Source organism: Gabonibacter massiliensis (assembly GCA_001487125.1).
Lineage (GTDB): Bacteria > Bacteroidota > Bacteroidia > Bacteroidales > Marinifilaceae > Gabonibacter > Gabonibacter massiliensis.
Window position 1 is genome coordinate 29,706 of sequence record LN913008.1, and the last position, 13,923, is coordinate 43,628.

9 protein-coding genes are annotated in these 13,923 nt (G+C 41.6%); 4 read left to right on the top strand and 5 right to left on the bottom strand.

Translation table 11 applies throughout. The annotated features are described in order from the left end of the window. Nucleotides 1-489 precede the first annotated feature (489 nt). Entirely contained in the window at nucleotides 490-1,314 is an 825-nt protein-coding gene (locus tag BN3283_RS00115) for a tetratricopeptide repeat protein (protein WP_082027428.1), read from the top strand. Between the two features lie 77 nt (nucleotides 1,315-1,391). Here the strand turns inward: BN3283_RS00115 and nifJ are convergent, their stop codons facing one another. From nifJ to BN3283_RS00140, 5 genes are all read right to left on the bottom strand, one after another. Then, nucleotides 1,392-4,925, bottom strand: a complete 3,534-nt coding sequence (nifJ, locus tag BN3283_RS00120; RefSeq protein ID WP_059025195.1) for a pyruvate:ferredoxin (flavodoxin) oxidoreductase — start codon at nucleotides 4,923-4,925, stop codon at nucleotides 1,392-1,394. 128 nt (nucleotides 4,926-5,053) lie between these two features. Next, a complete protein-coding gene (locus tag BN3283_RS00125) occupies nucleotides 5,054-6,229 on the bottom strand; it encodes an AAA family ATPase (protein ID WP_059025197.1) in 1,176 nt (391 codons plus the stop codon). 126 nt (nucleotides 6,230-6,355) lie between these two features. Continuing rightward, nucleotides 6,356-8,332 carry a transcription termination factor Rho gene (gene rho, locus BN3283_RS00130; RefSeq protein ID WP_059025199.1) on the bottom strand — a complete coding sequence of 659 codons (1,977 nt, stop codon included), beginning with the start codon at nucleotides 8,330-8,332 and terminating at the stop codon, nucleotides 6,356-6,358. A 123-nt stretch (nucleotides 8,333-8,455) separates the two neighbouring features. Then, on the bottom strand, nucleotides 8,456-9,094 hold the full coding sequence (gene rsmG / locus BN3283_RS00135) for a 16S rRNA (guanine(527)-N(7))-methyltransferase RsmG (RefSeq protein ID WP_434059162.1): 639 nt from the start codon (nucleotides 9,092-9,094) through the stop codon (nucleotides 8,456-8,458). Between the two features lie 10 nt (nucleotides 9,095-9,104). Next, a complete protein-coding gene (locus BN3283_RS00140; protein WP_041502985.1) occupies nucleotides 9,105-10,100 on the bottom strand; it encodes a lysylphosphatidylglycerol synthase transmembrane domain-containing protein in 996 nt (331 codons plus the stop codon). Between the two features lie 166 nt (nucleotides 10,101-10,266). Between BN3283_RS00140 and rsmA the strand changes: the two genes are divergently transcribed. The 3 genes from rsmA to BN3283_RS00155 all read left to right on the top strand — a co-directional run bounded on the left by rsmA (nucleotide 10,267) and on the right by BN3283_RS00155 (nucleotide 13,866). Then, on the top strand, nucleotides 10,267-11,034 hold the full coding sequence (gene rsmA, locus BN3283_RS00145; protein ID WP_059025201.1) for a 16S rRNA (adenine(1518)-N(6)/adenine(1519)-N(6))-dimethyltransferase RsmA: 768 nt from the start codon (nucleotides 10,267-10,269) through the stop codon (nucleotides 11,032-11,034). A 14-nt stretch (nucleotides 11,035-11,048) separates the two neighbouring features. Continuing rightward, a complete protein-coding gene (gene mgtE / locus BN3283_RS00150) occupies nucleotides 11,049-12,416 on the top strand; it encodes a magnesium transporter (protein WP_059025203.1) in 1,368 nt (455 codons plus the stop codon). Nucleotides 12,417-12,558: 142 nt separating this feature from the next. Continuing rightward, entirely contained in the window at nucleotides 12,559-13,866 is a 1,308-nt protein-coding gene (locus BN3283_RS00155; RefSeq protein ID WP_041502983.1) for an acetyl-CoA hydrolase/transferase family protein, read from the top strand. The last annotated feature ends 57 nt before the right edge of the window (nucleotides 13,867-13,923 follow it).

The following is a 13,923-nucleotide window of genomic DNA, read 5'->3' on the forward strand; positions in this document are numbered from 1 at the left end:
ACAAATCGATCCTCACGCTGTCCCCCGTTTTTCACAAGAGTATGACTACGATGTTTTAAATAAAGATACAAATATGTGATATCGTTTATCTTATGTTTCAAACTCATCGATCATTCGTTCATCCACGAACCCCTTCTTATGTTTCCAGGCTTTCCGAAATACCTACATTAGAGCATACATTTTATTATTTTATACAAACAGATATTAAAAACTAACATCAATCCCAAACTCCAAACACCGCATAGAAACACCCGCACAAAACAATCCGTAAAAATAGTAACAACTCTTCCCTGTCTTTCAATACAAGAATAAACATCTAAAAATGAATCCCTTTATCTATTCACCTATTATTCTATTCAAAAGGAGAAGATTCTTTGTTAAAAAAGAGATTTAAATAATAAATATTATAAATATAAATAAAAATATTTTGATAAAATCCATGTTTTTTATAATTTTATACGACTATTAACTCTAATACATCTTAACCACATGAGAAATCTATGTATGATTCTCTTTATGTTTTCATTCTTTTCGGTTTATGGCCAAAAAGACGTTGAATTAACTCAATCGGGCATCGAACAAGCCCATAAAGGTAACTTTTCGCGGGCAATAACCCTATTCGATAAAGCACTGAAGATTAATCCTGAAAATATAAAAGCCATCTACAACAAAGGATTTATCCGGGAAAACCAAAACCGTTTCGAAGAAGCCGCAGAACTATATTCCAGAATCATCGATCTGGAACCAAAGGATATATACTATTTCAGAAGAGGATACTGCTATTTTCAATCACGGCGATACCGGGAAGCACTTAAAGATTATAACCTGATGTTAAAAAAATATCCGGATGACAATGATTTACTGATGAAGAGAATCCGGATTTACATTCAACAGAAACAATGGAACAAAGTACTTTCTGATTTTGATACTTACTTGGAAAAAGATCCGGACGATTTCATCATACAAGCTAACAGGGCGAAACTATTGATTAACTTGAAAAGAGAAAAAGAGGCCCATACCATTCTGGAGAAACTAATACAAAAATACCCGGATGAAACCATCATTCTGAACAGCTGGGCTTTCTCCTTATTAAAACAGGGGTTGACCGATAAAGCCTTACAATATATTAACAAAGCCCTGAAAATAAAGCCGAGCTACGCGGCAGCCTACATCACAAGAGCTCAAATATTCTTAGAGATAGGAGACAGGGAAAAAGCATGTAAAGATTACACCCAAGCTCAAAAATTAGGTTTTCCTATCGATCAATTAAACGAAGAGAGCATTGCACGGCTGAATGCCAATTGCAAAAATTAACAAGCAGTTACACGATTAAAATGATAAAAATAGCGCTGCCCAAAAATTGAACAGCGCCATTTCCGTTATTGTGAATATTATTCGTTACCGTACTTCATTTCAGCACGACGTTTATAGCCTTCATACCTCCATTTAGCATCCCGTTCAGTCATTTCGAACAAACGTTCCGCATCTTCCGGAGCAGCCTTAATTAAGGAGTTGTAACGAACTTCGCCCATTAAGAACTCTCTGAATTTGGAATAATCCGGTTCTTTCGAATCCAACTGGAAGGGATTCTTACCTTCTTCTTCCAGCATCGGATTATAACGGTACAATTGCCAATAACCGCATTCCACGGCTTTCTTCTCCTCGGCCTGTGATTTACCCATACTTGCTTTCAACCCGTGATTAATACAAGGCGCGTAAGCAATAATCAGAGAAGGTCCGGGATAAGCCTCAGCTTCTTTCAACGCTTTCAAATACTGAGCCTGATTTGCACCCATGGCAACCTGTGCTACATACACGTAACCGTATGAAGCAGCCATCATACCCAAATCTTTTTTCCGGATCCGTTTCCCGCTTGCGGCAAACTTCGCCACGGCACCGACAGGCGTCGATTTAGAAGATTGACCGCCGGTATTTGAATATACCTCCGTGTCCACAACCAGAACATTCACGTTCTGCCCGCTGGCTAACACGTGATCCAATCCACCGTAACCGATATCATATGCCCAACCGTCACCACCGAAAATCCATTGTGACTTTTTCGTGAAATAGGGTTTCAACGCCATGATCTCCTTGGCAACAGCCGATGTTTCTTTCGACATTGCAGCAGATAATTTATCGCTCGTTGCCAACGTCTTATCCCCGTCTTCATAAGCGGTAATCCACTCTTGTGCGGCAGCCTGAGCCTCAGCAGAGAATTGATTCATATGCTCTTCAATCAGTCTCTTGACACGTTCGCGCAAACGATTAGCACCCTCTGCCATACCGAATCCGTACTCGGCATTATCCTCAAACAAGGAGTTCGCCCAAGCCGGACCGCGACCGGTCACATTATTTTTACAATAGGGAGTGGAAGGAGCAGAACCTCCGTAAATAGAAGAACATCCGGTTGCATTAGCTACCATCATTCTCTCTCCGAATAGTTGGGTAATCAATTTAATATACGGGGTCTCACCGCAACCGGCACAAGCACCGGAGAACTCAAACAACGGTTGTTGGAATTGAGAATTTTTTACATTGTTCGGTTCCACCAGGCGTTTGTAACCGACCTTTTCATCCATATATTTGAAACGAGCAATTTCAGCTTCCTGCGATTCAAGCGGCTTCATAACGAGGGCTTTCTCTTTTGCCGGACACACGTCGGCGCAGTTTCCACAACCCGTACAATCCAACGGAGATACCTGAATCTTGAATTGAAGACCGGCAAACTCCTTACCGATAGCCGGCTTGGAGGTCGTTCCGGCAGGAGCAGCGGCTAACTCCGCTTCCGTCATCAAGAACGGGCGAATGGCAGCATGAGGACAAACATAAGCACACTGATTACATTGTATACAGTTATTTACTTGCCATTCCGGTACATTAATTGCAATTCCCCGTTTTTCATAACGGGAAGTCCCGGCAGGAAAAGTTCCATCCTCGCGTCCCGTAAACGCACTTACCGGAAGATCATCTCCAGCTTGAGCATTCATCACATCTACCACCTTACGGATAAATTCAGGACGATTCGGATCGGGAGCTGCAACTTCATCTTGCAAGTTTTTCCAATCGGCAGGGATTTCTACCTTAACGACATGCTCACCGCCGGCATCCACTGCCGCGTAATTCATTTTTACGACAGCTTCTCCTTTCTTGCCGTATGACTTATCGATGGCTTTTTTCATTTCACTCACGGCCAATTCATACGGAATCACGTTCGTAATTTTAAAGAAAGCAGCCTGCATAATCGTATTCGTACGATTGCCCAAACCTAATTGCTGACCCAATTTCGTACCGTTAATAATATAAAAATTAATCTCATTTTGGGCTAAATAACGCTTCATGGCATTCGGAAGATGATTCCCGACCTCTTTTTCATCCCAGATAGAGTTCAACAAGAAAGAGCCCCCCTTCTTCAATCCTTTCAATACGTCATACATATGAACGTAAGCCGGAACGTGACAAGCCACAAAGTCAGGAGTCGTTACTAAATAAGTAGAACGGATCGGCTCATCACCGAAACGAAGGTGAGAAGCGGTAAAACCTCCCGATTTTTTAGAGTCATAAGCGAAATAAGCTTGACAATATTTATTGGTAGCACTACCGATAATCTTAATCGAATTCTTATTGGCACCAACCGTACCGTCCGAGCCTAAACCGTAAAACTTAGCCTCATAGGTTCCGGCAGAAGTTACTTTTACTTCCGGTTCTACGGGAAGAGAGTGGAAAGTAACATCATCTACGATTCCGATTGTAAATTTATCCTTAGGCTCATTCATTGCCAAATTCTTGTATACGGCGATAATCTGCGCGGGAGTTACGTCTTTGGAACCCAAACCGTAACGTCCACCCACGATAACCGGAGCATTCTCTTTGCCGTAGAAGATCTCTTTCACATCCAAATACAACGGATCTCCGTTTGCTCCCGGCTCTTTTGTACGATCAAGTACGGCAATTCTTCTTACAGATGCCGGCATGACGTCCATAAAATATTTAGCAGAGAACGGACGGTACAGGTGTACTGCTATCATTCCGACCTTTTCTCCCTGAGCCATCTTATAGTCGATTACCTCCCGAATGGTCTCGGTCACCGACCCCATAGCTATGATGATATTCTCGGCATCGTTCGCACCATAGTAATCAAACGGACGATACGTACGTCCCGTGAGCTTAGACATCTCTTTCATGTATTCAGCCACGATATCAGGAACCGCATCGTAAAAACGATTGGCAGCCTCTCTTGCCTGGAAATAGATATCCGGGTTCTGAGCCGTACCCTTCGTCACCGGATTCTCAGAACTTTGAGCTCTATCGCGGAACTCCTGCAACGCCTTCATATCCACTAATCCGCGCAGATCTTCCATATCAATCTCTTCTATCTTCTGTATCTCGTGAGACGTACGGAATCCGTCGAAGAAATTTAAGAAAGGTACTCTCGATTTTATAGCAGTCAGGTGAGAAACAGCTGAAAGGTCCATCACTTCCTGAACGGAACCGGAAGCCAACATAGCAAAACCGGCCTGACGAGCAGCGTAAACATCCGCGTGATCTCCGAAAATAGAAAGAGCATGAGCCGCTAAAGCACGGGCACTCACGTGGAAAACGCATGGTAACAGCTCTCCCGCAATCTTATACATATTCGGAATCATCAGCAATAAACCTTGCGATGCAGTATACGTGGTTGTCAAAGCACCGGCTTGCAAAGAACCATGAACGGCTCCGGCAGCACCCGCCTCTGATTGCATTTCAACCAGGCGAACAGTTTCGCCAAACATATTTTTTCTTCCTTTAGCAGCCCATTCGTCAACGTATTCAGCCATCGGAGACGAAGGAGTGATCGGATAAATACACGATACTTCACTGAACATATAGGCTATATGCGCAGCAGCAGCGTTACCGTCACAAGTAATAAATTTCTTTTCTTTTGCCATTTTTTTTTACATTAACTAACAATCATTCATTCCTCTGAAAACACGATTCAACACCTGAAAAATACCGAAGCCCTCTCCGTCCAGCATGTGATCTTATTCTCAACTATATTACACTATTTATTTAATTATCAATATACAAAACCAGTAAGCCATAAAGGTACAATATTTTTCTTCCCTCGTTCTATCATATCCGTCATTATTATTAAATTATCCTTTATTCGCCTTTTATCTCCCTCTTGTCTCACGAGAATATCATAGCGTCCGTTTACCAGAAAATCCGCATTTTCCGAATAATTCAAGCTGGCCACAGGGCATAACTGACTAACTAAAAAGGTTTTTCTGACCGTAGCGGCATCCGTATTATCCAAACATACGGCATTCAATAAATTGGGATTATGAAGATATACCTGATTAGGCTTCAAGCCGTTCTCATCATCACTTTCCTTGTCAAACAACAAAGTCAGTAAACGGGCATTTTTCATATAATGCAAATAATTGAGTACCGTGGCCCTCGATACTCCGATTTCATGGCTCAGTTTGCTGATATTTACATTGTTATTATCATTTGCCACAATATAAAGCAATTGCTTCAATTTGGTCAAATATTTCATTTCTATCTGGTTATTATACGGAATATCAAACTCTAACGTTAAGTTTATATTCTTTAATAAATAATCGATATGTGATTTCTCTTCCAAATAGATGGGATAATAGCCGTATTTCAAATAATTCCCGAAATGGGCCAAAGGACGCACGCGGTCTAAAATACGGTCTACAATCTCCTCGTGATGCTCCAATATCTCCTCAAAAGCAAATACCGGAAATTTATGTCCCGTCTCCAACTCCAGGAATTCCCGAAAAGACAGCCCGCTCAGGTTATACATCTCCACAATTCCGCACAGGTATTTGTTGGATTTAATCCTCACGATGGAAGAGGCCGTGAAAACAATCCGCAATTCTGGAAAATGATCGTAAGCTTCCCTCAACTCTTTATCCCAATTGGGATATTTATGAACTTGATCCAGCAGCAATACTTTTCCCCCCAATTTATAGAAACGCTCCACAAAATGGAACAACCCCTCCGTCGCAAAAAAAAGATTATTGATATTCACGTAAAGACACGATGGATCGTCCTCATAATATTCTTTGCATAAAGCCAGAAGAAAATTTGTTTTCCCCACCCCGCGGCTCCCCTTTATAGCAATCAGACGGGCACGACAATCTATTACATCCAGCAATCCCCGACGGATAGTAGAAGTCCTCTCCTTCAATAGAATATCGTGTGTAATACGTAAACTCTCCATCTCTCTTTTTTTGCAATGCAAATATAGTAAAAAAAGAAGCATTTTGTAATCTACATGTTACAAAACATAGAAAAAGCGGGTTAAAGATCATTTTAACCCGCTTTTTTATCTTATAAGTCATCTGAATCACTTATCATTCATAGAAATCAGAAATTCCTCATTGGATTTCGTTTTTTCCAAACGATCTTTCACAAATTGCATAGCTTCAACGGAGTTCATATCCGTCAAATAATTACGTAATATCCAAATTCGATTCAACGTGTAATCACCCAACAAAAGGTCGTCACGACGCGTACTGGAAGCCGTAATATCCACAGCCGGATAAATACGACGATTGGATAATTTGCGATCCAATTGCAACTCCATGTTACCCGTTCCTTTAAACTCTTCAAAAATCACATCATCCATTTTCGATCCGGTCTCCGTCAATGCGGTGGCCAAAATCGTCAACGATCCTCCATCTTCAATATTCCGGGCCGCTCCGAAGAAACGTTTCGGCTTATGTAACGCGTTTGCATCCACACCGCCGGAAAGAACCTTACCGGAAGCAGGAGATACGGTATTATAGGCGCGGGCCAAACGAGTAATGGAATCCAAAAGAATCACCACATCATGACCGCATTCCACCATACGTTTCGCCTTCTCTAAAACGATATTAGCGACCTTCACGTGGCGTTCCGCCGGTTCGTCGAACGTAGAGGAGATAACCTCTGCATTTACATTCCGGGCCATATCCGTAACCTCTTCCGGGCGCTCGTCTATCAACAGTATGATCAAATAAACCTCCGGATGATTAGCAGAAATGGCATTGGCAATTTCCTTCAATAACATGGTTTTACCGGTCTTTGGTTGAGCAACGATCAATCCGCGCTGTCCTTTACCGATAGGAGCAAACATATCTACCACCCGGGTCGAAATGGTCGCACGTCCGTTTCCGGTCAAATTGAATTTTTCATTCGGGAAAAGAGGGGTAAGATGATCAAACGGAATACGATCCCGGACAGCTTCCGGAGACTTCCCGTTGATCTTTTCCACTTTTATCAAGGGGAAATATTTTTCTCCCTCTTTGGGCGGCCGCACCGTTCCTTCAACCGTATCACCGGTTGAGAGACCGAAAAGCTTAATTTGGCTCTGTGACACGTATATATCATCCGGCGAGTTCAGGTAATTATAATCCGATGAGCGTAAAAAACCGTAACCGTCAGGCATAATCTCCAACACTCCGGAATTTAATATAATACCTTCAAACTCATAATATTTATCTCTTTTGTCGAACCGCATTTTATTCGTATTCTCACGCTTCTCTTCCGACTCCGCCAACGGACTTTCAAGCACGGGTTCCTGTACCAATTCGGGCAAAATATCAACATCCGGCTCATCCAATACGATATCGTCCTCTACAACTTGCTGTAAGGCTTCGTTATCTTTCTCGTAACGTTTAGCCTTCTTTACAAATTTAGACATCCGATCCTGTTTTGCCGGAAAATTTTCTTTACTCTTTTCTTCTTCCTTCTCCTCCGGTATAGCGGGCTCCGGACTTACCGACTGTTCATTATTTTCCGGCTTTTTATTCCGGCGATCCATAAACTTACGATTAGGCTTGTTTCCCCGTTTGTTTTCCTGACTATTTTCTATTTTCTTCTCCTCAGGAGCCGTCTCTTCAACTTCCTCTTTTTTATTCTCGACAACTATACCGTTCTCCGTACGATTCAGAACTATATCCTTATCCAAAATATCACTATGGATAACATTAATAACCCGGGGTTCTTCCTTCTTCTCCGCTTCTACCGCCACAGGTTCTTCTTTTGGTTCCTCTTTTGTAGGTAGGGTCTGGGATTTGTTATCCTTCTTATTAAACCTTTTCATTCCTCCATTGGAATCTCCCACTTTCTGCACCCCTCCCCGTATAACCCGCACCCTGGGCTTCTTTTCTTTCGGTTCAACAGGAGTAGTTTCTTCTGTAGCCACCATAGCCTGCTGATCCAAAATCTTATATATCAGCTCTTTCTTTTTATAGGATTCAACCCTTTTAACATTCAGATCTTTTGCAATTTGACGCAAATCTGAAAGTAATTTTTCATTCAGTTCTAAAATATCGTACATATAATTACGTTATGGATAATTATCATTAAGTAAGTTAAGTCACCCGGCATGAACCAGGTGGAAAGTATAATCTGCACAAAATTAGAAAGAATTATCTTTATTCCCAAATTGTTAAGAAATAATTTAAAGCAACGGCATATAAATTATTTTTTTGGTTGCAAAAAACTCTTCTTCAAAAAAATCCGGAATACCATATACACGGACCTTATCTCTATACGGTTTTATCTCCTCGTCAAAATCCCCTCCCTTTATATAAAGAATCCCGTTCGGCAATTCGTTGTTTCCTCCTTTTCGAATGCGATTCCGCGTCCAGGACATAAAAGTTGGAAATGCCGTAACCGCCCTACTTACAATAAAATCAAATTTTTCTTTTACCTCTTCAACCCGAAGTTGCTCCGCTCTTACGTTTTTAAGCCCCAAAGCTGTCACGATTTCCCGAACGACCTTTATCTTTTTACCGATCGAATCTACTAAAAAAAAATCCGTTTCCGGAAAAAGAATCGCCAAGGGGATTCCCGGAAAACCTCCGCCAGTACCGACATCCATAACCCGGGTACCCGGTTTGAAAGAGATAACTTTCGCGATGGCCATGGAATGCAATACATGATGTATTTCCAATTCGCCGATATCTTTTCGAGATATGACATTTATTTTTTCATTCCATTCCCGGTACAGTCCTTCCAATTGTTCCAGTTGTTTTTTTTGCAAGTCACTCAATCCGGCAAAATATTTCTGAATGAATTCCATTGTTTCTTTAATCATTAATAATTAATTAGCGATTCCGATTGTAGATAGGCAAGTACAGCATACACAAAACTCCCATTACGATATACAATAAGGTCATCGCCCCGTGAGACAATAAAGCGAACGTCTTGGCCAGACTTTCCATTTCGGGAGTATTCGGCAGATACAACATCAAGGCAGCCACAACCATAAAATGCCATGCCCCGACACCCCCCTGAACCGGAGCGACCATTCCATAACTGGAAATAACAAACACGGTTAGGCCGACCAGCATATTTAAGCCGGAGGTAAACTTGAAACAGAAGAAACAGACATACAGCATTAAAAAATACATCAACCAAATGAAAACAGTATGCGCTATAAACAACCATTTGTTATCCACTCCCTTTACGGCCCAAATACCCTCCTTTAATCCAGATAAAAACTTATGTATCCGTGCCGAAAAAACGCCTTTCCGAACCAACCAAATCAATATCATTAACAGGATAACAAATAAAAAACCGATAGCCCAAATCCAACCGGATGTCAGTAAACCGTACAGCTTTTCCTTTATATCTTCGTTAGTATCCAAAAAACGTACGACTTGTCCAAATTGAGATAAAATCACGACCAAAGTCAACAATAGCAACATGATCATATCGAACACCCGCTCCGTGACGACCGTTCCTAACAACTTGGAAAAAGGTACCTGTTCATATTTAGCTACCACTCCGCAACGAGTGAACTCTCCCATTCGAGGAATGGCCAAGTTAGCAAAATAACCGATCATAACCCCCATAAAACTATTCATGAAAGAGATCTTATAGCCCATGGACCGAGTCAACAACTGCCAACGCATAGCCCGGCTGACGTGACTAAGAATTCCCAACACCACGCCGACCCATACCCAAGTATAATTTACATCTTCACGCAATACTTTCATTAAATCCGCCGGATTCTGATCCCGGTATACCAACCAAAACAAGAAAACCGTTACGGCAAAAAAAGCAAAAAACTTTATTATTTGCTTATATATTGGCTTCATCCATCAACTTTAGTAAAGTTCACACTTTAATAATTTCCTCAAATCAAAATAAAATGATTATTTTGTAAGTTGATTGCAAATGTACATTATTAATCGGAAGTTGAAAAATTAGGGAGGAGAAAGTCGTTATAATGTAAGCACATTGTTTTTAATACAACAGGAACAGATGGGTATTGTAAAAGCTAAAAAATATTTAGGACAACATTTCCTAAAAGATCAAAATATCGCTCGAAAGATCACGGACAGTCTTCTTCCTTTAACGGCAAACGTGTTGGAAATAGGACCTGGGATGGGTATCTTAACCCAGTATTTACTAAAAAATAACCGATTTTCAGTTTTGGCTATCGATATCGACCAAGAGTCCATAAGCTACCTCCACGAGGCCTTTCCGCAACAGAAAAAACAGATCATTTACGGTGACTTCCTTAAAATGGATCTCACTCTTTTTCAAAAAGAACCTTTTTCAATAATAGGAAATTTACCTTATAATATCTCGTCGCAGATTTTTTTCAGAGTTATTGAAAACAGAGATTACATTCCACAGGTTGTCTGTATGATACAAAAAGAGGTCGCCGATCGGATCAGTGCTTCCCACGGAAACAAAACCTATGGGATATTAAGTGTTTTCTTACAAACTTTTTATCATATAGAATACCTTTTTACCGTGAATGAACAGGTATTTGATCCCCCTCCCAAAGTAAAATCCGCTGTTATCCGTCTGACGCGTAACCGAAGGGAAAAATTGGATTGCAAAGAACAACTGTTTTTCAACGTCGTAAAAACCGGTTTTAATCAAAGGAGAAAAACACTCCGAAATTCATTAAAACCGATTTTACCCCCGGAATTTACTTCGGATATGTTAAATTTGCGACCCGAACAACTTAGCGCAGAAGACTTCATCACGCTATGTAAAGCCATAGAAAACAACTTATAACAGACCTGACAAGCATGCAACAATTTGAATTGACCAACGAGTTTCTCGCCAAATTAGAAGAAATCATCAACGCGAACGATAAAGAGGGAGCTTCCAAAATAGTGGAAACCCTCCACCCTGCCGATATCGCCGAAATCTTAGAAGAACTCGATAATAAACAGGCTCAATTCTTATTCTTACTTCTTGATAATGAGTTAGCCGGTGACGTATTAGCAGAATTGGAAGAGGACGAACGTAAACGTTTTATCGAATCTTTTCCCCCGGAAATCATCGCTAAGCGTTTCATCGACAATATGGATTCGGATGATGCGGCGGATTTGGTAGGAAGCATGTCCGATGAACAACAACACGAAGTACTTTCCCACATAGAGGACTTGGAACAAGCCGGAGATATTGTCGACCTGTTGCACTATGATGAAGATACCGCCGGTGGTCTGATGGGAAAAGAGTTAGTTGCCGTCAATGAAAATTGGACCGTATTGACCTGCCTCAGGGAGTTGAGTCGACAAGCCGAAAATATCGGAGAAATTTTCTACGTGTATGTCGTTGACGATGACAACGTACTAAAAGGAAGATTATCATTAAAAAAAATGATCTTATCCCCGACATCGACCAAAATAAATAAACTGTATAACCCTGACGTCATCTTCGTTAACACGGACGAGACCGCGGAATCGGTAGGACGGATCATGCAAAAATACGATTTGGTAGCCATTCCGGTCGTGGATTCCATCGGACGACTGGTAGGTCGAATTACGATCGACGACGTCGTGGATGTCATTCGTGAAGAGGCTGAAAAAGACTATCATATGATGTCCGGTATCACCCAAGACGTGGAATCTTCGGATACGATATGGGACCAGACAAAAGCTCGTCTACCTTGGTTAATCATAGGTCTTTTCGGAGGAATGATAGCTGCCTATATGATCTCGTTCTACCAGGCGGATATTGCCCTTTTCCCGGCTACGGCCATGTTTATCCCTGTTATCACCGCCATGGGAGGAAATGTAGGAATACAATCTTCGGCCATCGTCGTAAAAGGTTTGGCCTCCAATTCTCTCGGAGTAAAAAATATTTTCCAAAACATTATTAAGGAAATAGGAGGAGCTTTAATCAACGCTACCATATGCTCTTCCATCATTTTTGTCCTCACCCTTTGTTTCAATATGAACTCTTTCGCCATGCCGCTCACGGTAACGATTTCTCTCTTTACGGTAATTATTTTTGCTTCGCTATTCGGAACGGCTTTCCCTCTGTTACTCAATAGAATCAATATTGACCCGGCTCTGGCTACCGGTCCTTTCATCACCTTAACCAATGATATCATCGGATTAAATATCTATCTTTTCATCGGAAAATTAATCCTTGCCGAACTATTATAACCCCCCTTTAGCATTAGCTTCCAAAAGCACTTTTTTAATTACAGAAAAAATTGTTTAATTAAAAGAGTGTTGCTAACTTGCGCCCTCGATAAGAAAGAAAAACTGCTATAAATCATAAGGCGTTAAGATAAAATAAATCATTATGTATCAAGGAATAAAAACAGTATCATTTGAAGAAGCTGTAAAAGTAGTGAAATCGGGTGACCGAATTCACATTCACAGTGTTGCTTGTGCTCCGCAAGGATTGATTCAAGCCCTTTGTAACAGAGGTCGTGCAGGTGAATTAAAAGGTGTAAGAATACAACACCTGCACACGGAAGGAAGCGCTCCCTATGCCGAAGCCGAATTCGAAGGTGTTTTCCTTCTCGAATCTTATTTCGTGGGAAGCAATGTTCGCAAACCGACCCAAGCCGGTTATGCCGATTATGTTCCCGTTCACTTGAGTGAAACACAAAAATTAATCCGCAGCGGAATTCATCCGATAGACGTAGCTATGATTCAAGTGTGTCCGCCGGATAAACACGGATACGTATCTATGGGGACCTCCGTTGACGCGACTTTAGCTGCCGTACAAAACGCGAAAACGGTTATTGCCGTCATCAATCCGAATGTTCCCAGAGCATGGGGTGACGCTATCATTAAATTATCGGATATCGATGTCTTCTGCGAAGACAACACGCCGTTAATCGAAGCACATCCGGCCTCTCTAACGGAAGAGGATATCAAAATCGGAAAAAACTGCGCCGCATTAATCGAAGACGGAGCTACCTTGCAAATGGGAATCGGAGCTATTCCGAATGCCGTGCTTTCTCAATTGGGAAATCATAAAAATTTAGGTATTCACACCGAAATGTTCGCAGACGGCGTACTGCCTCTCTATGCCAAAGGAGTCATCAATAACTTAAATAAAAAATTCGATAAAGGAAAGATCGTATCCACCTTCTTAATGGGTTCCAAAGAAGTATATGATTTCATCGACGATAACCCGGCCGTAGCCATGATGGATGTAGGGTATACCAACGACCCGTGCATCATCGCTCAACAACCTAAGATGACAGCCATTAATTCGGCTCTGTCCGTCGATATTACGGGACAGGTGAATGCCGACTCCATCGGGTGCAAATTTTACAGCGGTTGCGGCGGCCAATTGGATTTCATCCGCGGAGCAGCAGCCAGCGAAGGAGGTAAACCCATCATCGCCTTACCCTCCGTTACCAATAAAGGAGTGAGCAAAATTACCCCGACCCTATTAAACGGAGCCGGAGTCGTGACCACCCGTTTTGACGTCCACTATATCGTAACGGAATTCGGTGCGGCCGATTTATACGGAAAAACACTGCAACAAAGAGCAAAAGCACTTATCGCTATCGCACATCCGGATCATCAGGAAGAGTTGGACAAAGCAGCCTTCGAACGATTCGGCAGTCATTTCCATTTTATCCAAAAATAAAAAGAAAAGAGGAAGCTTAAATTAGCTTCCTCTTTTTTTATTACTATTTTTGTACAT